At 36.9% G+C, this 21,723-nt stretch carries 14 protein-coding genes and 1 tRNA gene; 7 read left to right on the top strand and 8 right to left on the bottom strand.

What is annotated here, in order from left to right; translation table 11 throughout:
• Nucleotides 1–254: 254 nt before the first annotated feature.
• From pgi to ACFIJP_RS02640, 3 genes are all read right to left on the bottom strand, one after another.
• Nucleotides 255–1,919 carry a glucose-6-phosphate isomerase gene (pgi, locus tag ACFIJP_RS02630; RefSeq protein ID WP_375625413.1) on the bottom strand — a complete coding sequence of 555 codons (1,665 nt, stop codon included), beginning with the start codon at nt 1,917–1,919 and terminating at the stop codon, nt 255–257.
• A 174-nt stretch (nt 1,920–2,093) separates the two neighbouring features.
• Nucleotides 2,094–5,231 carry an efflux RND transporter permease subunit gene (locus tag ACFIJP_RS02635; RefSeq protein WP_375625414.1) on the bottom strand — a complete coding sequence of 1,046 codons (3,138 nt, stop codon included), beginning with the start codon at nt 5,229–5,231 and terminating at the stop codon, nt 2,094–2,096.
• Nucleotides 5,231–6,367 carry an efflux RND transporter periplasmic adaptor subunit gene (locus ACFIJP_RS02640; RefSeq protein ID WP_375625415.1) on the bottom strand — a complete coding sequence of 379 codons (1,137 nt, stop codon included), beginning with the start codon at nt 6,365–6,367 and terminating at the stop codon, nt 5,231–5,233. The genes ACFIJP_RS02635 and ACFIJP_RS02640 overlap by 1 nt, the downstream gene beginning before the upstream one ends.
• A gap of 365 nt (nt 6,368–6,732) precedes the next feature.
• On the opposite strand from ACFIJP_RS02640, the gene ACFIJP_RS02645 reads away from it, so the two are divergent.
• From ACFIJP_RS02645 to ACFIJP_RS02660, 4 genes are all read left to right on the top strand, one after another.
• A tRNA-Arg gene (locus ACFIJP_RS02645) sits at nt 6,733–6,809 on the top strand.
• Between the two features lie 660 nt (nt 6,810–7,469).
• Nucleotides 7,470–9,143, top strand: coding sequence for a formate--tetrahydrofolate ligase (locus ACFIJP_RS02650; protein ID WP_375625416.1), 1,674 nt, complete (start codon nt 7,470–7,472; stop codon nt 9,141–9,143).
• A 188-nt stretch (nt 9,144–9,331) separates the two neighbouring features.
• Nucleotides 9,332–9,565, top strand: coding sequence for a 30S ribosomal protein S21 (rpsU, locus tag ACFIJP_RS02655; RefSeq protein WP_012754552.1), 234 nt, complete (start codon nt 9,332–9,334; stop codon nt 9,563–9,565).
• A gap of 1,620 nt (nt 9,566–11,185) precedes the next feature.
• A complete protein-coding gene (locus tag ACFIJP_RS02660; protein WP_375625417.1) occupies nt 11,186–11,746 on the top strand; it encodes an SH3 domain-containing protein in 561 nt (186 codons plus the stop codon).
• Nucleotides 11,747–11,792: 46 nt separating this feature from the next.
• Here ACFIJP_RS02660 and irrA read toward each other — a convergent pair whose 3' ends face one another.
• Nucleotides 11,793–12,305: an iron response transcriptional regulator IrrA gene (gene irrA, locus ACFIJP_RS02665; protein ID WP_273787458.1), complete on the bottom strand. Its 513-nt coding sequence runs from the start codon at nt 12,303–12,305 to the stop codon at nt 11,793–11,795.
• Nucleotides 12,306–12,536: 231 nt separating this feature from the next.
• On the opposite strand from irrA, the gene fabA reads away from it, so the two are divergent.
• From fabA to fabI, 3 genes are read left to right on the top strand one after another with little or no spacing between them, the layout of a single operon-like run.
• On the top strand, nt 12,537–13,046 hold the full coding sequence (fabA, locus tag ACFIJP_RS02670; protein WP_375625418.1) for a 3-hydroxyacyl-[acyl-carrier-protein] dehydratase FabA: 510 nt from the start codon (nt 12,537–12,539) through the stop codon (nt 13,044–13,046).
• Between the two features lie 57 nt (nt 13,047–13,103).
• The gene (fabB, locus tag ACFIJP_RS02675) at nt 13,104–14,324 is read left to right on the top strand and encodes a beta-ketoacyl-ACP synthase I (protein WP_375619287.1); all 1,221 of its coding nucleotides are present in this window, start codon (nt 13,104–13,106) and stop codon (nt 14,322–14,324) included.
• Nucleotides 14,325–14,372: 48 nt separating this feature from the next.
• Nucleotides 14,373–15,191 carry an enoyl-ACP reductase FabI gene (fabI, locus tag ACFIJP_RS02680; RefSeq protein WP_273787460.1) on the top strand — a complete coding sequence of 273 codons (819 nt, stop codon included), beginning with the start codon at nt 14,373–14,375 and terminating at the stop codon, nt 15,189–15,191.
• Between the two features lie 1,886 nt (nt 15,192–17,077).
• Here the strand turns inward: fabI and gpsA are convergent.
• The 4 genes from gpsA to cyoB all read right to left on the bottom strand — a co-directional run bounded on the left by gpsA (nt 17,078) and on the right by cyoB (nt 21,659).
• Nucleotides 17,078–18,085, bottom strand: coding sequence for an NAD(P)H-dependent glycerol-3-phosphate dehydrogenase (gpsA, locus tag ACFIJP_RS02685; protein WP_375625419.1), 1,008 nt, complete (start codon nt 18,083–18,085; stop codon nt 17,078–17,080).
• A gap of 399 nt (nt 18,086–18,484) precedes the next feature.
• A complete protein-coding gene (gene cyoD / locus ACFIJP_RS02690; protein ID WP_375625420.1) occupies nt 18,485–18,976 on the bottom strand; it encodes a cytochrome o ubiquinol oxidase subunit IV in 492 nt (163 codons plus the stop codon).
• Entirely contained in the window at nt 18,976–19,644 is a 669-nt protein-coding gene (locus tag ACFIJP_RS02695) for a cytochrome (ubi)quinol oxidase subunit III (RefSeq protein WP_375619284.1), read from the bottom strand. The genes cyoD and ACFIJP_RS02695 overlap by 1 nt, the downstream gene beginning before the upstream one ends.
• Nucleotides 19,641–21,659, bottom strand: coding sequence for a cytochrome o ubiquinol oxidase subunit I (cyoB, locus tag ACFIJP_RS02700; protein WP_375625421.1), 2,019 nt, complete (start codon nt 21,657–21,659; stop codon nt 19,641–19,643). Before cyoB ends, ACFIJP_RS02695 begins: the two co-directional genes overlap by 4 nt.
• Between the last annotated feature and the right edge of the window lie 64 nt (nt 21,660–21,723).

Raw genomic sequence — 21,723 nt, forward strand, 5'->3', positions numbered from 1 at the left:
GTTTTTACCTAGTGTAGTTTATCAGCAGGTTTTGTACCAATCCATTTTTCAAAAGGTCTTCAAGACTTTTCAAAGCTCTTTATCGTTTGTGCGAATAAATTCTCATTTTTACAATTTTTTCACTTTTTTGTTTTATTTTACATAAATCTAGTTCAGATAATAAGAGAATGCATAGTAAAATTGCAGAATTATCTCATATTTCTCTCTCATTCTACTTTTGTTTAGTTAGTACAAAACCTACTGTCAAATTATATTTATTTTGTACGTCTTTCTTGAATATGTGCTAGCAACCCTAATGTTGAACTATCTCGATTATCCGCTTTACTTTCGCCACGAAGAATTGGTAGTAACTCGTTTGCTAATTCTTTACCAAGTTCAACACCCCATTGATCAAATGAATTAATATTCATTAAAATCCCTTCAACAAAAGTACGATGTTCATAAAGCGCAATAAGACGACCGAGTGCAAAAGGTGTTAATAAATCTTGAACCAGCGTAATGCTGGGACGGTTTCCTTTAAAACTTTTATGAAGTGCTAAATGATCTGCTTCAGCCTCATCAACTCCATTTTTTATCAGAATATGCCGAGCATCTTCAATACTACGCCCCTTCATCAATGCTTTTGATTGTGCTAAACCGTTTGCTAGCAACATCTCATACATAGAATGTAAATTTTTCTCATGCCCTTTTATAAATAAAATAAATTCTACAGGAATAATATCTGTTCCTTGATGCAGAAGTTGAAAAAAAGCATGTTGACTATTTGTTCCTGAATCCCCCCAAACAATCGGACCACTTGAAAAACTTAATGGTTTTCCATCCAGCGAAACTTGCTTACCATTTGATTCCATATCAAGCTGTTGTAAATAAGCTGGAAAATGTATTAAACGCTGTGCATAGGGAATGATAGAACGTGATGAATAACCGCAAATAACACGATGCCAGAACCCTAAAAGAGCAAAACGAATAGGAATGTTTTTATGCAAAGGCATAGTTTTAAAATGTTGGTCCATTTGCAAAGCACCATTGAGAAATTGGCGAAAATTTCCACCACCTATTGCAAACATGACAACAAGTCCAATGGCTGACCAAATTGAATAACGTCCTCCAACCCAATTCCAAAACTTAAAAACTCTTGTGGAATCTATGCCAAATTCTGCCACTTTATCAAGCGCACTTGAGACAGCAACAAAATGCCTCCCAACGGCTTCTTCTCCTAAATGTGAACAAATCCACTGACGTGCAACTTGAGCATTTACTATTGTTTCAGCCGTTGTAAAAGTTTTAGAAGCAATGACAAACAGCGTTGTTGCTGGGTCCAAAATAGAGAGAATATCAGAAATATGGGCACTGTCAGCATTAGAAACAAAATGACACTGTGGACCATCATGATAAGGTTTTAAAGCATATGTGACCATGGCAGGACCAAGATCAGAACCACCAATACCAATATTGACAATATCACTTATTTTCTCGCCACTGTTTCCCTTATAGCTGCCATCACGTACCTTTTCAGAAAATCTTTCCATATCTTCAAGGACGTCTTGAATATCGCGAATAAGATTATGACCATCCAACATGAAAATTTCATCAGCAGGTAAACGTAATGCAATATGAAGAACTGAGCGTTTTTCAGTTGTATTAATCGCCTTACCAGAAAACATTGCATCACGCCGGCCTAACACATCTGCTGCGACAGCTAAATCATCTAGAAGTTGCAATGTTTTAAATGTCACACCACATTTTGAAAAATCAAAAAGAAGATCATCAAGTCTGAGGGAAAAATGGGAAAAACGCTGTTCATCTTCTACAAAATGCCGACGAATATCATAGACCCCATCCTTTACCGCATGGTTTCTTAAAGCTTTTAATGTGGATTCAAAAGCCTTTTCATTTCGAATCGAAAAGCTATCTCCCATAAGCTCATCCTATACGGTTATTGATAATGAAATCTATGCCCAAACAATAACAAAGCAGAAAGCGTCTCCTTTATTGCTCGCTATTTTCACTGCTCACATAAAAATGAAGGAATATACAAAATAAAAGGATAAGATCCGCAAGAGTAAACTTTCAAATCTTTTCTATCAAATGCATCATTTAACTTGATTGAGTTCTTTTGTTAAGCGTAAATCTTCCTCTGCTTTTGGTCTGATAAAACGCCCAAAAAAAAGATAAACAACCGGTGTGACATAAAGTGTAAAAATAGTTGCTAAACCTAAGCCACCAACGATAACCCAACCTAAAGCTATACGAGCTTCTGCGCCAGCACCTTTGGCTAAAACCAAAGGAATACCTCCTAAAATGGCACAAATCATTGTCATACAAACTGGACGAAGTCGAATATTTGCTGCTTCTTCTACAGCTTCACGCACGCTTCTTCCCTGATCCCGCAATTGATCTGCAAATTCCACAATAAGAATACCATTTTTTGCCATAACGCCAATTAACAAAATTAGTCCAATTTGGCTGTAAATATTAAGACTCACACCACTTAATAGCATAGCAATTACAGCACAACCAATCCCTAATGGGACCGTAGCCATAATAATGAATCCTGAAATAAAACTTTCAAACTGAGCAGCCAAAATCAACAAAATAATCAAAAAAGCAATGCCAAAAACAATCATAAAATTGGAAGATGTTTCATTAAGCGTTTCTGCTTCCCCTAAGGGAACCAAATAGGTTCCTCTTGATAACAAAGGAGAAGCAATTTTCTGTACAGTTTGGTAAGCTTCTCCTAAAGCGATACCTGGAGCAAGATTTGCGCTTAAAATAACAGCGCTCATGCGTTTTTCCCGTTTTAATTGGGGAGCGATAGCTTTTTCATGTAAATGCGCAATAACCGATAAAGGAACATATCGATTGTCTTTAGTCTTTAAGAAAATATTTTCTAAATCACTAGGACTCTTCATAGAATTTTTACGCGATATCAATTTAACATCGTAAGAATGATCATCCACGTTAATGGAACCAATCTTTTTACCATCCAACATTGCTTGTAATGTATCGCCCAAATTGGTGATATCAATCCCTAAATCGGAGGCTTTTTTTCGATTGATTTCAATAAAAAATTGCGGTTGTGTTGCATCAACAGTAAGACGTGGTCGAATAAAACGCGGATCATCTTGTAAAGCACTCACCAGCTTATCAGCAATGGGTTGTAGTGTTGCATAATCGTTGCCAAGAATTGCAAATTGTAATCCTTGCCCAGTTCCTCTCACACCTAGAGAATTTCCCTCCGCAGCAAACACAAAAACTGCGGGAAACTGTCTAACCTTTGCATTAACATCTTTCACAATTTCTTGCTGACTACGTAAACGTTCATCCCAAGATGAAAGCAATAAAAGCAAAAAAGCAGTATTGGGTGAACCACCAATACCCGCAATAGAGTAACTGTTAGCAATCTCCCCTGCATCACGTAATGGCTGTAGACTTGCTTCAATTTGCTCTACCTGTTCGTTCAAATATTGTGTTGAAATACCTTGTGGTCCATTAATAACCAAAAAGATAAAAGCTCTGTCTTCTGCTGGCGTTAATTCCTGTTTCAGCTTCATATAGCCTCCAACACAAAGACCCGCAAAAATAAGTGAAGCAAAAACAACAGACCAAGGCTTTTCTAAACACTTATGCAAACTGTAAGTATATGCCTTATGAAAAAAAGTACCTAATTTATATAAAAAAGTAAAATAATGATGGGACTTTTCCTCTTTCTCCTCAACATGTTCTTTGAGAAAACGTGAAGCCAACATGGGACAAAGCGTTAAAGCAACAATTGAAGAAAGCAAAATAGAAATTGCCAAGACAAAACCGAATTCTCTAAAAAGCCCTCCAACTTGCCCAGGAAGAAAGGAAATAGGAACAAATACAGCCACTAAAGTCAATGTTGTTGCGACAACAGCAAAAAAAACTTCACGTGTTCCTAACACCGCTGCAGCTCTGGAACCTAACCCCATATTGCGCCATCGAACAATATTTTCCAGAACAACAATGGCATCATCCACAACAAGCCCTGTTGCTAAAACAAGTCCTAAAAATGTGAGAATATTCAATGAAAATCCCACAAGATAAATAGCTGCAATGGTACCAATCAAGGCAACAGGAAGAGATAAAGCAGGTATCAGTGTTACACGAATGTCTCTGAGAAAAAGAAAAATGACTAAAATAACGCTCAAAATAGCAATGACCAACGCAACCTCAACCTCATGAAGAGCACTTTTAATAAAAATTGCATCGTCATTAATAACGTCTATATGTACAGAAGAAGGAACAATACTTTTGAGATTATCAACAACGACTCTTACACCTTGAGAAATATTAAGCGTGTTGGATTGTGCTTTCCGCACGATACCTAATCCAATACCTGTCTTTCCATTGATACGAAGAATAACTGTTTCTATATCCGGCGATAAAGTAACATGCGCAACATCACCAAGATGCACATGAGGCTTTAAAACAACTTGTTCAAAAGATTCTGGTGTTGTTAGACGTGCAGTGGCACGGACAACTAAAGTTTGCTTAGAATTGCGTAATGATCCTACTGGCACATCCGTTGTCATATCAGCAAGAACACGTGAAATATCTGCTACAGTTAATCCATAACTTGCAAGTTTTGCTTGATCTATATCAATCTGAAAAATCTTTGTGCGAGCACTATCAACCTGTACATCACCAACACCATCAACAGCAGAAATTGCATCAACAATCTGATCATTTACAATCGTTGTTAAATCATCAATACTCATTGTTGGTGACGTCACAACCAAATACATCATAGCAGCAGCATTCGAATCTGCTTTAATGATCAGAGGGGTATCTGCATTTTTTGGTAAAGAATAAGCAATACGAGACAGAGCATCACGAATATCAGATGCCGCTACATTCAAATCAACACCGACATTAAAATTAATTTGCACACGAGAGCGTCCAAAAGAAGATGTTGAAGAAATTGTCTTAACACCTGAAACACGAGAAACCGCATCTTCTATAATTTTTGTTACTTCACGATCAATGGTTTCTGCTGACGCACCAGAAAACATCGTCACAATCGTTGTTACTGGAGTATCAACATCGGGTAATTCTCTTACATCAACATTCAACCATGCTGCAAATCCTGCAATGATGATCATAGCATTTAAAACAAAAGTAAAAACCGGTCTGCGAATAAATAAGGCAATGAGACCACCTTGCTCTACCTTTGACATAGGCTGTTTTGTGCTCAATTCTTGGCTCATTATATATCCGTTCCATAAACTGCTGATAATTGCTGTTGATGGGACTTTGGATCATCAATAGTTACTTTACTTCCTGGATAAAGCATTTGCACCCCTTGAATGACAACTTGATCACCCTTTTCTAGGGGAGCTTTCACGAAAACCTGATCCGCTTTATGCTGAATAATTGATACGGGAATAGACTCTACTTTTCCTTCTCTCACACGCCAAACGAATGACCCTTTACTATTCCATTGAACCGCAAGAGGATTAACGACAGGAAAAGAACCACCATGAAATGGCAATACAACATTAAAGGACATACCAGACATGAGCGTATCTTTTTCATTATTGATTTCAACCTGAGCATGAAGCGTGCGACTTTCTGGATCAACAATATTATCAATCGCATAAATATGACCAACAAACGATTTATCTGGCTGCGCAGTTAATGTTGCCGTTACCTCATCTCCTTTATGGATGCGCGACACATATCGTTCAGGGGCCCATATATCGACCAAAATACGTTCTCTATTCTCAATACGGCCTATTACAGTATTAAGGGTCACGTTATTCCCCACATCAACGGGAAAAATACCAACAACTCCAGGAATCGGTGCACGAATTGTTCGCCGATCGAGATCTAATTCAGCATTACGCAAAACTAAATTTGCGTTATCCAACTCTAAACGTGCTGTAATTTCTTGAACTTCCGTTGCTGTATTGCTGGAGCGTAATTTAAGAATGCGCGAAAGCGTTAATGCATTATTATCACGTTGTACTTTTGCTTTTGCAACCTCTATTTCCTCTTTTTTAGAATCAAGCTTTGCAATCACATCATCGACTTGTACTTTTGTACCAGCTGATACAAAAATCTTATCAACAACACCTGAGGATAAAGGGGTAAGCTCGACTTCTGCAAGAGCTTTTCCACTCCCAAGAACGTTAAGTTGTTCATAAAAATCTTGAACTTTCACAAGATCAACGACAACATTCGCCGGTGGTCTTCCCATTTTTCCCTTTGAGGCTTTATACGATACTCTTGTTTTATCCACCATAGAAATGGGTTGTTCTGCACTCTTTTTTCCAGCCCAATAAGTAACCGTTAAAACGACGATTAAAAACACCAACGGAAAGCTCTTTTTTAATAACGCCATACATCCACCCTTGCTGTGTCATGTTCATCTGAAATAGTTTTCAATAGTAATATCGGCGTTTTACACAAAAACCAAACAGCGGGTGTATATATCTTACCCCCCCACCGCAAAAAACACATCTCATCTTTGCTTGACTATCTTTCATAGATTAAAACGTCAAGTTAACTATCGTTCATATTGCTTTGTACGGTCACAACAAAAAATGATTATATCAAAACTAACTGAAACCATAATATATTATATCCTTTTTTAAAATATCTCATAAAAAAGAGTTTTTTTTTATTACTATCCAAGTTTCACTTGCATTTCTTTAATGAAACGATTAGGAAACCTCTGTCTTAGACAATGTAAAAATTGAAATGTATGCACCCGTAGCTCAGCTGGATAGAGCACCAGACTACGAATCTGGGGGTCAGGAGTTCGAATCTCTTCGGGTGCGCCATCTATCAAAATATCTTCTTATAAATTCAGGCTCTTTAAATTAAATTCTTTATTTTGTGATTTATTTTTGCCTATCTTTGTTTTTTTGTATTTTGTTATTTCATTCTGTTGTGAGTCGTTTCTTTAGCCATTTTGCTAGAATAGGATGTTATGAGTCCTTCAATTCAGCCTCAAGGTGCTTTTATTAGCTAATAATCATAACGATTTCATGAGCAGCGTGTGTTGTTTTCTTTTTTCGATCTATGCGCTTGTTTTTAGTCTCTTCCGGATTATACTCTTTAATCAGTTAGATAATTTTTTGCGTGCTTATTTCTAATTTTTCCATAACTAGATGTTTCTGGATATTTTATTCTTAGCAATCCCATCTTAATAGGGACTTCAGATGTGCCGCCATAAAACACTTATGGTATCCATTAATGTCATTAGACATTTTGTTGCAAACCAAAGCTTATTTTCGAGATATTTTTAATTGAATTAAACATATTTTTACTGCTTAAAAGCAAAGAAACTCTTCTCGTGCTTCTTTAGCATTATCTCTTGCATAGCATGTCATCGACTTCTATGATATCCTAACACTTTCTGTTCTCTATGAATTCTTCTAATTAATCCATGGGGTACAGATCTCGAACATTAATAAAAGATAAGTTTAAAGAATTTTTCCATGCCTAAAACAGATATTGAAATTGCTCGCACTGCTAAAAAGCAGCATATTATTGAAATTGCACAAAAAATTGGTATCTCACATGAAAATCTCATTCCCTATGGCCATGATAAAGCTAAAATTTCTTCTGAATACATAAAATCGCTTGATAAAAATCCAGATGGTAAACTTATCCTCGTCACAGCTATCAACCCCACACCTGCCGGAGAAGGCAAAACAACAACAACAGTTGGACTAAGTGATGCTCTTAATCTTATTGGTAAAAAAACAATAGCTACCTTGAGAGAACCGTCTTTAGGTCCCTGTTTTGGTGTAAAAGGTGGTGCTGCTGGTGGTGGTTATGCGCAAGTCGTTCCAATGGATGACCTTAATTTACATTTTACCGGTGATTTTCATGCTATTACAGCTGCTCATAATCTTCTTGCCGCAATGATAGATAATCATCTTTATTGGGGAAATACTCTAAACATTGATCCACGTCGCATTGTTTGGAAACGCGTTCTTGATATGAATGACCGCGCATTGCGCGATATTGTTATTTCATTGGGGAGCATAACAAATGGTTTTCCACGCCAAACAGGTTTTGATATTACTGTTGCGTCAGAAATTATGGCACTTCTTTGTCTCTCTGAAAATTTAGAAAACCTTACACAAAGACTCAAAAAAATTATTGTTGCTTATCGTTATGATAAAACGCCCATCACCGTTTCTGATCTCAATGCAGAAGGTGCAATGGCAGTTCTTCTCAAAGATGCTATACAACCCAATCTCGTACAGACAATTGAAAATAACCCTGTTCTCGTTCATGGAGGACCTTTTGCCAACATTGCTCATGGTTGCAATTCAGTTATAGCAACAAAAACTGCTTTAAAACTTGCTGATTATGTTGTCACAGAAGCAGGGTTTGGAGCAGATCTTGGAGCAGAAAAGTTCTTCAATATCAAATGTAGGCAAGCAGGTATTGTACCAAATGCTACAGTGATCGTCGCAACTATTCGTGCATTAAAAATGAATGGTGGTGTAGATAAAAATAACCTGACAGAAGAAAATATCACCGCTTTAGAAAAAGGAACAGCCAATCTTTTACGACATATAAAGAATATGGAGCACTACGGTATGCCTTGTGTTGTGGCTATCAATCATTTTGACAGCGATAGCGATGCTGAAATAAAAACATTACAAAAAATAGTTGCAACAACTGGACACAAAGCTATTATCTGTAAGCATTGGGAACAAGGTGGAAAAGGCACTATAGAACTTGCACAAGAACTTGTTACCTTGATTGAAGAAAAAGATTCTCATTTTAAAGTTTTATATCAAGATAATATTCCACTCGTTCAAAAAATTAATTGTATTATAACAAAGCTATACGGTGGGCGTGGCGCCATCATCTCAGCCCCTATTCTCAAACAACTTGAATCTTGGGAAAAAGAAGGTTTTGGCGCCTACCCTATTTGTATGGCAAAAACACCTTATTCTTTTTCTTCTGATCCTAAACAATATGGTGCTCCAGTTGATTTTGAAATTCCCGTACGAGAAGTTCGTCTCTGTGCTGGGGCCGGCTTTATCGTTGTCATTTGTGGAGATGTTATGACCATGCCGGGACTACCCCATTATCCCACGGCTGAAAAAATTCATCTTGACGAAAATGATCAAATACAAGGACTTTCATAAATTTATAACCGTAAAATTTTATCATTCATTATAATAAAGTGTTTTATTGCAAAAAGAATAGAATTTTAAAAAGCGATATAGACAAATGTCTTATTTATATGATATAGGTGCTTGTCCTTTTGGATATGCCTTTAAAAGGACGTAGGTTTTTCCTATCATTTATGACACTGAAAAAAGCAGGATAGATAGTGCAAGTACTCGTTCGTGATAATAATGTTGACCAAGCGCTCCGTGCGTTGAAAAAAAAGATGCAGCGTGAAGGTATCTTCCGTGAAATGAAAATGCGTAGTTATTATGAGAAGCCATCTGAGAAGCGTGCTCGTGAAAAAGCTGAAGCTATTCGTCGTACACGTAAGCTTGCTCGTAAGCGTGCGCAAAGAGAAGGTTTTGTTAGTAACGGACGAACTGTTGCGGTAAAGTAATATACTTTATGCAATTGCGTAAGCAGTAGATAATAAGCTTCCAGAAAATTTTATCTTCATAGGCGGTTGCAATAAATTGCTTGTGTATGGTTTTTTGTGTACAATGTTATCTAATATGTTAGTTATCTGAAAATAATAAGGTTTCTGTCATAGGGGTGGTTTTTTCATTCTTATATTTCAAAAAACAGATAACAAATTACGCTTTAGATATTTAAGCGACTTGTTCTTATGTGAATTGAGTGTAGGGTGTTTTATTATCACTTTTCGCTATAATTTTTCTCATTTCGGATATCTCTTAAATAACTGTTTCTTATGTACAAATTTCATGATGATTTTCTTTTTTTTCATTAAATATTCTACATCTTTGGAACATCCTAGATCAGATTGCAAAACAAAAGTAACTATCGCAATATGCGATTGTGTGTAAAAATATGATATCAAATGCATAATCCTCTTTCCCTTCAGTTATGTAATAAAACGATATAATTCCATAACTTTTTATATCTCTTGACTCTGTCTCTCTAAACGATGACAAATTTCAACCACTGCACTACAGATTCTTTTTTCTTGATAAATTTCTTCTATTCATCACTTATGTAATGACCCCCATAAGTGTATCGAATAAGCCCCTCTATTTCATTCAACTTTCTTCTATACTGAGTTATAGAAAAAGAAAATTAACAATAAACAGAGAAAACACTGTATTTTAATATGGATGAATGTGCCTTTTATTACCATTTTTAATGGAAATATATTTACAACTCAAATAACGAGTTAAAGTTTTTAACGCGTTGATTTATCGTTATAAGTAATCGTTTTTCATATTAAGTAATAATTCTGAATAACGTGAAGTTTCTCAACACCTTCTTATTTTCTCAACACCTTCTTATATTGAATCAATCAAGATTATTTCTTGTACATCATAAGCAGGGTTAGTATGCAAATAGAATAAAAGCTATTTAAGAAAAAAATAAAAATGCTTCTTATGAACGCCATAAATAATAAGAACTTCGTAACATTGAGAGCTCGTAAAGGTATAATGGATCGAGCTTATCTACCATACCGATAAGCATTATCATGGCATGAAATTATAGTATAGCAAATTTTATAAAATGGATTATCACGAAAAACTGTCCTGTTAAAATCAGCCCTTCATATATCAATCTACTTCATAATTTTTCTCATATTTTTAAGCTTAACTGTTTTATTCATCGTATTATTTTGTCCATTCAAAACTTCTTTTCAAGCCACATGATACCCCCTTTACTGAACAGCTCTTTGTTCATAATATGCATACATGTACTTTTACTTCGAGAAACAAACTCAGAAAAGAGATGCAATACTTTAGCCCTAATTTCCTGTACAAAAATTGCTATGGACCCAGTATACTTTACTGTTTTATAACGCGTACAGCTGCATAAAAATCCAGTGTTTATTTATATTTATCCCCTTATAAACAAGATAAGCACTAAAAAATACAAACTTTTGTTTTCCTTATTTTGCTATTCTCGTAACAATTTTTTCATTGTTTAGATCTCTTTAACGAGCGATATGTCATAATTTTAGTCTTATATTTCAGATTTTAAATTTCCAATATATGACGAAATAAAGGAGTTCAGTGTGCAAAATTCTCGTTGGTTTCGCGTTTCAATGCTCGCATCATGTATCTTAATAGCAACAGTCATTGTATTGGGTTCACCTCATTTGTTGCACGCACAAACATTTAATCAAAATTTAGGGCCCAGTGGTTTACCACTTCCGCGATTTGCTTCGATTAAACCCACCAGCGTTAATGTGCGCGTCGGACCAGGAAGCAACTATTCTATCATTTTTACCTACAAAAAGAAGGGCTTGCCTATTGAAATCATTCAAGAATATGATCAATGGCGCAAAATTCGTGATGCAGAAGGCGATGAGGGGTGGGTGTATCAATCGCTTTTATCGGGAAAGCGAACTGCTATAACTATTCCATGGCAAAAAGATAAAACAAAAAGGCTGATGCTCCGAAAAAACCCCACCGAAAACGCAGAGCTTGTGGCAGAAGTAGAACCTAATGTCATTGGCAATATCCGCCAATGTGATGGACAATGGTGCGAACTAAACATTAATAATACGCGCGGATGGCTTCAGCAACCCCAGTTATGGGGAATCTATCCTGATGAAAAAGTAAAAGGTTGGTGAATGCTCAAACTCATCAAATTTAATTTTTATTCCTCATTGAATATCCTCACTGCCTATCACAAGATTGATTTTTGGGTTTTAATCGTACGATCAAATCAACATGTGAAATTTCCATACCTTCTGGTGGCTTAGGCAAATTTCTAATAATGGGAGCTTCTTCCAAATTGTAAGGAATATCAAGAATACGATTTTCGCCTTCTATATAAAAATGGTAGTGATCAGAGGTATTGGTATCAAACCAAGTTTTTGAGCCTTCTACGGCAATAATCCGTAACAATCCCGCTTCCGTAAATTGATGAAGCGTATTATAAACCGTTGCTAAAGATACAGGCACACCTGCCCTCCCCGCTTCCTCATAGAGCTCTTCAGCAGTAATATGACGATTTCCTTGAGAAAAAATCATATGCGCAAGTTCCAACCGCTGACGTGTTGGACGCAAACCATTCTGACGCAAACGTTTTTCTAACATAGAAATGGAATAATATTGCACAATTTTTCCACACTCTTTTGTGAACTGTTGCTCTTCATTCATATCTAAATCGTCTGCACTCACTGACATATTACAAACCCAAATATATTCCTGCTAAATAAGATCAAAATACAAAAAAATGGGAATAGTATGGTGTAATCTTGTATTCCATTTTTAAATAATTACCTGTGTAGAATACATAAAAAAGGCCTTTTGTCATTAAAAATGATATAAAATCATTTCCCTCTCTTTAAAATTTGCTCTAAAAGTAGGTTGGGAAAAGCGCAGAAATAAAAATATATGCAAATAAATGGAGTAACAATGGCTGAACAAAAGTCTCGCTACACTTATGAAGAGCTTCTAAGCTGCGCTCGCGGCGAAATGTTTGGTAAAGGTAATGCGCAATTGCCAGCACCGCCAATGTTAATGATTCATCGAATCACTCAAATTAGTGAAACTGATGGTAAATACGATAAAGGAATGGTTCGCGCCGAATTTGACATTACACCAGACCTGTGGTTCTTTAATTGTCACTTTATAGGCGATCCCGTCATGCCAGGATGTCTCGGACTGGATGGTATGTGGCAATTGACAGGATTTTTTCTTGGTTGGCTAGGCGAACCAGGAAAAGGAAGAGCGATATCAACAGGTGAAGTAAAGTTATCAGGGATGGTAACTCCACAAACCAAAATTCTTGAATATGAAATAGATTTTAAGCGTATTCGGCGTGGAAATTTAGTCTTAGGAATAGCTGATGGGTGGCTAAAAGCAGATGGAGAGACTATTTATAAGGCGAGTGATTTACGCGTTGCTTTATTCAAAGAAGATTGAACGTTATTTCCGTCAGAAAGAACTTTTCACTATTCTGTATGGAACGAGGAGGTATGAATGCGTCGAGTTGTTGTAACTGGAATGGGAATTGTCTCCGCGATTGGAAATGGACCTGAAGCTGTTTTAACCAGTTTACGTGAAGCAAAATCCGGAATTTCTTACGCACCTCAATATGCCGAATTAGGCTTTCGTAGCAGAGTTTACGGCAAACCTGATATTAATATAGAAGAACTCGTAGATCGACGTGCTCTACGTTTTCATGGGCGTGGAACAGCATGGAATCACATCGCCATGGATCAGGCAATTGCTGATGCGGGTCTAGAACCGCATGAAGTATCGAATGAACACACGGGTATTATTATGGGTTCTGGAGGTGCTTCAACTCAGTCAATCGTTGAGGCTGCTGATATTACACGCCAAAAAGGTCCAAAACGCATCGGTCCTTTTGTTGTGCCTAAAGTGATGAGTTCCACGGCATCCGCAACACTTGCAACTTTTTTTAAAATTAAGGGCGTAAACTATTCAATCTCTTCCGCATGTGCTACATCCAATCATTGTATCGGCAATGCTTATGAAACAATCCAATATGGAAAACAAGATCGCATTTTTGCTGGTGGTTGCGAAGATCTGGATTGGACATTATCTGTTTTATTCGATGCTATGGGTGCTATGTCCAGCAAATATAATGATGTACCAGAAAAAGCTTCGCGTGCTTATGACGCTAATCGTGATGGATTTGTTATTGCTGGTGGCGCTGGCGTTTTGGTTCTTGAAGAACTAGAAGTCGCTAAAGCGCGTGGTGCAAAAATCTATGGAGAAATTGTTGGTTATGGCGCTACATCCGATGGATACGATATGGTCTCTCCGTCGGGTGAGGGAGCAGAACGGTGCATGCGCATGGCACTTGCGACCGTCAAAAATAAGATTGATTATATCAATCCCCATGCAACAGCAACACCTGTTGGTGATCCTCCTGAAATAGAAGCGATCCGCCGTATCTTCGGAGCAGGTGATCAATGCCCGCCAATTTCTGCCACAAAATCTCTGACTGGTCATTCCTTGGGTGCAGCTGGTGTTCAAGAAGCAATCTACACACTGTTAATGATGCAGCATAATTTTATTTGTGAAAGTGCCCATATTGAAGAACTTGATCCAGCTTTTGCTGATATGCCAATCGTTCGTAAACGACGTGATCATCAACAACTGAATACCGTATTGTCAAATACTTTTGGCTTTGGCGGTACCAATGCAACGCTTGTTTTCCAACGCTATGAATAAACACACGTTCTTAGTAATTGAAAAAAGTACGGTCTTACGGAGAATAATATGAAAGGTTTGATGGAGGGCAAACGTGGCCTTATTATGGGGATTGCGAATGACCATTCAATTGCTTGGGGCATTGCCTGTCAGCTCGCACAAGCAGGAGCTGAATTAGCATTGACTTATCAAGGGAATGCTTTTGGAAAACGTGTTCAGCCTCTAGCTGATAAACTTGGCTGCAAATTAGTGCTAGAGTGTGATGTTGAAAAAATTGAAAATATTGACTACGTCTTTGAGCAACTTGAAAAAGAATGGAAAACTATTGATTTTATTGTCCATGCCATTGGTTTTTCAGATAAAACTCAGCTAAAAGGACGTTATGTTGATGTTACAACACGTGAAAACTTCCAACGCACGATGGTTATTTCAGCTTATTCCTTTACTGAAATTGCCCAGCGCGCGGGTAGGCTTATGCCCAATGGAGGAACACTTTTAACTCTTACCTATGGTGCTTCACAGCAAGTTGTGCCTAATTATAACATCATGGGTGTTGCTAAAGCAGCTCTAGAAGCTATGGTACGTTATTTAGCAGCGGACTTTGGTCCTCAAAATATCCGTGTCAATGCGATTTCCGCTGGTCCTGTTAGAACTTTAGCAGGTAATGGTATTGCAGCTGCACGTGCAATATTTTCACATCAACGCCGTAATGCCCCATTACGTCGTACCGTAAATATTCATGAAATTGGAAAATCTGCTCTTTATCTACTCTCTGACTTATCATCAGGTGTTACAGGTGAAATCCATTATGTTGATTCAGGCTATAACATCATGTCTATGCCAATACTTGAAGAGCTGAAAAAAAGTGATGATACTCAGGAAGGATAAAAATCATCGCACTTAGAAAAATATGACGTAAGGCACGTGTGCAGGTCTTTATAAGAATAAGTCTAATACAAAACCAGATACCTTGTTTTGCAAAGTGTTTCATAAAAATCCGGAATATTTCTTCAATCCATGGTTGATAAATTTTGTATTTTATGACGTTATTTACCTTACTAAAGCATACGCTTTTGCTGTTGCTTATAAATCAATCCCCAGCCCTCGCAGTGTGAAACAGAGATTAGGGGATTATTAAAATCCTTAGCTTCAGCTTTTGTATACCAGATTGAAAAAAATATTGCCTACCGTTTTATTTATTCTTGAAACGCAAAGGCAATCTAATTTAGGAAGAATATGAAGGCGTAAAGAAATCAATCATTAATCTGACTATTATTCTTTAATGAGGCTTTACAATTTTAAAAGCACCCACACAATATTTTTTTAAATAAGGGAGGTTACGCTTTACCTCACACCTTTATTTTCTCGTTCTTTAATGAAAGCATTTCTCTGATATATCAGGTAGAATAGAACGCCCAAAAACACTACGGCTGTTGCTCCTTCATGCATTTTTTTAAAAGATATCTCTCAATACACGCAATTCCATTTCACAATGGTATCTGTAGAACGTATAAAAATCCCCGTGAAGTACATAAATCCTTTTTGCTCCACCATTTTAATGTTTATAAAAATGACAAACCGACACCATCATTTTACTTGCCATGTTCTAATGTTGAAACACCCCTTGATGCTTGAGATGATTCATTAGAAGTATTTTTAATAATTTTTATCCACATACTAACCCGCTTGTGACAAGCAAACACATATTTTTAATTAATTCAATACAAAAATAAAATGAATTATTCATATAAATCAATTTTTTATCTTTATAATCACATTATTTTTTCAGTTTAAATGACAGCCACAAATAAGTACAATAACATTTTTTCAATTTTAGATTTTCAAATTTATAATTCCAAAAGTCATTTCTTGCATATAAAAAACAAAATTGACATGTGAGAAAATAAAAGGCGTAAACATCTCTACGGAACAGGCTCAAGTGCCAAGAGCTGTCTCAAGGTAGGATGTGTGATGATGCTCGGCTTCCTCCTTCATAAACATAAAGATGGGGACGTGCACAATGGCTTTATCGTTACACTATTTACGGTCACCGTCGCGAATTGGGCTTGGGAGTTTTAAGAGAGGTCTCTTTAAAACAAGCGCGTAAATATACAACAGCAATAGTGTTTTATTTTGGGCGTTCTATTTTACCTGACACATCAAGGTGTGAGGTAATCTCCATTATTTAAAAGATATGCTTTAGATAGCGTAAAACTGAATTTAAAAATGATGGTAGAAATGGAAACTGGTTTTCATCTTTAAAATTTCATCTTCTTCCCAAATTAGATTGTCTTCTTGTTTTAAAGAATTACACAAACAGAGACACACGATATCCCTGCCCCTATCGAGATATAAACGCTGTTACACGCAGCAAATAATATTGAAAATTGGATAATAGCAATGATATTTTTAGCTTATACGTTAATAAATAAGATGCTTCCACCTAATGAGTCTTGTATTATTCTGTTTGCAAATATCATTGTGAGATGAATTTAAGAGAAAATCAAAATATCTTGTTCATTACATTGCATAAATTCATTATATTACATAAACATGTGTAAGTGGAAACGATAATTTATTTTCAAAGAGATAGTTTTTAGACAAAAGCCAAAACTTTTATATTTCATCCATGTTTCATAAAGAATCGAATGATATGAATCTATAGTTTCCTAGAATATGACTGTCTTATACAACCATCAATACAATCTATTTTATATGCCTATCATAGCATGTTTCTATTTTTTACAATTGGAATTATTTAAAAAAACAGGATATCATTGTATTTCATCCTTAAGAGTACGGCTTAGTAATGCGTTCGCCGCTTCAGTTATGTTTTTACCACAATAGAGAATTTGATAAATTTGTTCTACAATGGGCATTTCTATCCCAATACGTTGCGCCAACGTATGTACTTCCTTGGTATTTAAGTACCCTTCCACAACCTGACCAATTTGTTTTTCCGCTTCTTTGATATCTACTCCTTTACCAAGAAGTATTCCAAAACGGCGATTACGCGACTGATTATCAGTACATGTCAAAACCAGATCACCTAAGCCTGTCATTCCCATAAATGTGGAAAGCTCAGCACCCATAGCCCCTCCTAAACGACTGATTTCAGCTAGTCCTCGTGTGATGAGAGCTATTCGTGCATTTGCCCCAAATCCCATGCCATCTGATATTCCTGCACCAATAGCAATAACATTTTTAACTGCTCCCCCTAATTGAACGCCAATCATATCTGAACTTTTATAAACTCTAAAACTTTTGTCACAATGAAAAAGTTGCTGCAATTCTTTACCAAACTCAACATCAGAAGCTGCTATCGTCATTGCAGTAGGCCAACCAACAGCTAGTTCTTGAGCAAAAGTTGGTCCAGAAAAAACAGCTAAAGGAATTTTTTCACCTAAAATCTCACGAGCAACCTCTTGTAAGAAACGTCCGGTACCATGTTCTAAACCTTTTGTTGCCCAAATAACACGTGAATGCTGATCTAAATAAGGCTGAATGTTATACAAAACTTGATGAAATACATGGCTTGGAACAGCGATTAATATATTGTGACTTGCTACTATTGCAGTTTCAAGCGAAGCTTCAAGTAATAAATTTTCAGGAAATTGAATATCGGGTAAATATACTTTATTACAACGTTGTTCTTGTAATTCTTTGATATGTTGGGGTTTATATCCCCAAAGTAAAACATTATGACCATTACGGGCAAGAGCAATCGCTAATGCAGTACCAAAAGAACCAGCACCAATAACTGTCATTGCAACGGTTTTCATTAAGTTTTCTGATTATTCTCTAAATTTTTGATTTCAATGGCATATTATTATTACAAATAACTTTAATGCTATCTTTAATATAAATCCTGTAAATCATAAAAACGTTACCGCCTCGTAGCTTTTATCTCACACAACATAAAAACTTGTTTCTCACATTCTCTTTTTTTGTAGTAAATTGTATAAATATCACTTTTTGTATATCCTACAAACAGCTATTTATCTCAAAAATTAAGGCTTGACTAAATACTCCATGGAATTTCTCTTTTAAAATAAAAGTACATTCAAAATCATGATACTCATTCCACTGATATCTTGTACCTACCCCTCTCTTTAATATCCTACGAATTTCTTGTAAGAGCTGATACATGCCGCATCAGCTCCCACAGATATTTCTAACAACTACTCCACAGGAGACTGCGTACTTAGCCCCCCTGCTCCATAGGCATTTCTGAGCCCTGTATCTTTTCTGGCTGTTTTCTTACGGAATATATCTTTGTTTGATAACTGCTCAGATACTGAAGAACCATCTCTACTTGATATTTCCGGTTCAATAACACGTCCTGAACCACCCATCATATTATAATTCAAATGAGAGATAGCCCACCAAGTTCCCCCAATAATAACAAAAACGCAAATAGCAGCAAACCACAATGCGCTTAAATTCCACTTGGCATCTGGACCAGAGTTCAAGTGCAAAAAGAAAACAATTTGTACTATAATCTGAATGATAGCCATCCCAATAAGATACACAACTTTTGTACTAACGGCCCAACTTTCCATCATTCCATACATCACAGGAACAAAAGAACCTAGGGTGAAAAATACAGCCAGAATAAAGCCGACCAAATAGGAACCAGTACTGGGACCATGTGTTTCATTTTGCATGCTCATCACAACGCTCCTAATAGATAAACCATGGTGAAAACACCAACCCATACAATATCAAGTAAATGCCAAAAAATGGAAAGGCATGCTAAACGTGTTTTATTGTTCTGATCCAAGCCATTACGACGAAGATGAAAAAACATCACAACCATCCAAAGAAGACCAACACTTACGTGAAGTCCATGGGTGCCAACCAAAGCAAAAAATGCTGACCAATAAGCAGAGAGAATCTCCCGTCCAAAAAGCTGTAAACCCGTCGCAGGATCAATACCAGCATAAGCATTTGGATCGTAATAAAAGACCTCACCCAAAAGTTCATGAAATTCGTAAAGTTCCATACCAATGAAGCAACACCCAAATACAAAGGTAATAGCCATCCATAAACGCACACCACTGATGTTATTTTTATGTGCTTGTACCATTGTAAAACCATAAGTGACGGATGAAAACAACAAGAAAGCAGTCTCAACCAAAACAAATTTTAAATCAATAAACTCATTGCCCGCCTTACCACCACCATAAGAAGCAGAAAAAACAGCAAAACTTGAAAAAAGTGTCGAAAACAGGATCAAATCTGAGAGAATATAGACCCAAAAACCAAACGTCATTACCGAACTATTATCGTGGTGATGTTCATCCACAGCACTCACTTTATTCATTGTTACTGCACTCATACTGTCACTCCTTGTTCTTTAAGAACAGCTGTAAAGGCATCTTCAGTTTTTTGTACTTCTTCAGCCGGAATATAATAACCATGATGGTCACCTGTTAATGAATGACACACAAGCGTTGCAATAAAACCAATCAAGCCGACCGCAACAAGCCACCAAATATGCCAGACAAGCGCAAAACCAATAACTAATGAGAAAAATCCCGCAATAATTCCAGCCGATGTATTGGACGGCATATGAATTTTTGTAAATCCACTGGTAGGACGTTGATAACCACTTTTCTTCATATTCCAATAAGCATCATCAGACTGTATTTTCGGAACTATTGCAAAATTGTAAGAAGGAGGCGGTGAAGAGATAGACCATTCAAGGGTCCGTGCATCACCCCAAGAATCATTTAATGTTACAGGTAAACGTCCCTTATGTTTAATACCGTACCAAATCGCCAAAACAACTTGCAGCACAAAACAAAGGATACCAAGCAAAATAATAAAAGCACCCAATGCAGCAATCATAAACATCGGTTGCCAACTAGGTTCCATGTAATGCTGGAGACGACGCGTCCCACCCATTAAACCAAGTGCATAGACTGGGAAAAAGGCAAGGTAAAAACCAATGAACCAACACCAGAAAGATGCAATACCCAATGCTCGATTTGGTTTATAACCAAAAACTTTTGGAAACCAAAATGCAATCCCCGCTAAGTACGCAAAAACGACACCACCAATAATTGTATGATGGAAATGCGCTACCAAAAACAACGAATTATGAAACTGCCAATCAGCTGGCACAATAGATAACAAAACACCAGTTAATCCACCACCAACAAATGTAAAAATCATTCCCATGCACCAAAGCATTGGAGGCTCAAAGCGAATCCGCCCCTTATACATAGTTAGCAGCCAATTAAAGACTTTTACACCTGTTGGAACAGCAATAATCATTGTCGCAATACCAAAGAAAGTATTCACAGCTTCACCGCCACCCATTGTGAAGAAATGATGTCCCCAAACAAGAAGCGAAAGAATCAAAATAACCAACATGGCCCATATCATCGAAGTATAACCAAAGAGGCGTTTTGAAGAAAAAGTTGATACAACCTCAGAAACAATTCCAAAAGCAGGAACAACCAAAACATAAACCTCAGGATGACCAAAAACCCAAACATAGTTAATCCATACCATCGGATTTCCGCCACCAACATTAGAAAAGAAATTCATGCCCAAATAACGATCGCATGCCAAGAGTGCAAATGCTACAGTTAAGACAGGGTAAATAACTAAAATAAGGACATTGCTAACAAAAGCGCTCCAACAAAAAACAGGCATTCTCATCATCGTCATCCCAGGAGCACGCATCTTAATCAAAGTCGCAACAAAATTGACCGCCCCCATTGTTGTCGCTATACCAGAAAGTTGAAGTGACCATAAATAATAGTCTACCCCTGTATCTGGACTCGTTTGCAATTCTGTAAAAGGTGGATACATCAACCAGCCACCACGACCAAAATTCCCAACACCTAGGGATATGTTAATCAATATTGCCCCTGCAGCCGTAATCCAAAAACCTAGATTATTTGCAAAGGGAAAAGCAACATCACGCGCACCAATTTGAAGCGGTATAAGATAATTAAAAAGACCAAATAAAATAGGCGTAGCCATGAAAAAAATCATGATAGTGCCATGCGCCGAAAAAATTTGATCAAAATGGTCAGGTGGCAAATAACCTGCACTTTCACTCCCAAGAGCTAAAGCTTGATGTGTTCGCATCATGAGTGCGTCCGCAAAACCGCGAACAAGCATAATAATTCCAAGAACTATGTACATAATGCCTATGCGTTTATGGTCAACAGTTGTAATCCAATTTCGCCATAGAATCCCCCACCACCCAAGTGCTGTTAGAGCAACAACAGCAATTAAACCAACCACAACAATCGCAATACACGTGTATAAAACGATCGGCTCATGTGCAAGTGCATGAAAAGCACCTGCCGTAGGATCTGTAAGTCTTCCAAACATTTCTCAACCCATTTCAAATGAAATTCAAGTTTAAAAGAAACCTTATGTTAAAAGGGCTCTTTCT

This window comes from Bartonella sp. MU37NMGALS (assembly GCF_042194015.1).
Taxonomy (GTDB): domain Bacteria; phylum Pseudomonadota; class Alphaproteobacteria; order Rhizobiales; family Rhizobiaceae; genus Bartonella; species Bartonella grahamii.

What these genes read in the sequence shown, in the direction of transcription:
- fabA (WP_375625418.1), top strand. Translation starts at nt 12,537, where the DNA reads ATGGCTGAACAAAAGTCTCGCTACACTTATGAAGAGCTTCTAAGCTGC.
- irrA (WP_273787458.1), bottom strand. Translation starts at nt 12,305, where the DNA reads ATGTCAGTGAGTGCAGACGATTTAGATATGAATGAAGAGCAACAGTTC.
- fabI (WP_273787460.1), top strand. Translation starts at nt 14,373, where the DNA reads ATGAAAGGTTTGATGGAGGGCAAACGTGGCCTTATTATGGGGATTGCG.
- ACFIJP_RS02635 (WP_375625414.1), bottom strand. Translation starts at nt 5,231, where the DNA reads ATGAGCCAAGAATTGAGCACAAAACAGCCTATGTCAAAGGTAGAGCAA.
- gpsA (WP_375625419.1), bottom strand. Translation starts at nt 18,085, where the DNA reads ATGAAAACCGTTGCAATGACAGTTATTGGTGCTGGTTCTTTTGGTACT.
- cyoD (WP_375625420.1), bottom strand. Translation starts at nt 18,976, where the DNA reads ATGAGCATGCAAAATGAAACACATGGTCCCAGTACTGGTTCCTATTTG.
- pgi (WP_375625413.1), bottom strand. Translation starts at nt 1,919, where the DNA reads ATGGGAGATAGCTTTTCGATTCGAAATGAAAAGGCTTTTGAATCCACA.
- ACFIJP_RS02640 (WP_375625415.1), bottom strand. Translation starts at nt 6,367, where the DNA reads ATGGCGTTATTAAAAAAGAGCTTTCCGTTGGTGTTTTTAATCGTCGTT.
- ACFIJP_RS02650 (WP_375625416.1), top strand. Translation starts at nt 7,470, where the DNA reads ATGCCTAAAACAGATATTGAAATTGCTCGCACTGCTAAAAAGCAGCAT.
- fabB (WP_375619287.1), top strand. Translation starts at nt 13,104, where the DNA reads ATGCGTCGAGTTGTTGTAACTGGAATGGGAATTGTCTCCGCGATTGGA.
- ACFIJP_RS02695 (WP_375619284.1), bottom strand. Translation starts at nt 19,644, where the DNA reads ATGAGTGCAGTAACAATGAATAAAGTGAGTGCTGTGGATGAACATCAC.
- cyoB (WP_375625421.1), bottom strand. Translation starts at nt 21,659, where the DNA reads ATGTTTGGAAGACTTACAGATCCTACGGCAGGTGCTTTTCATGCACTT.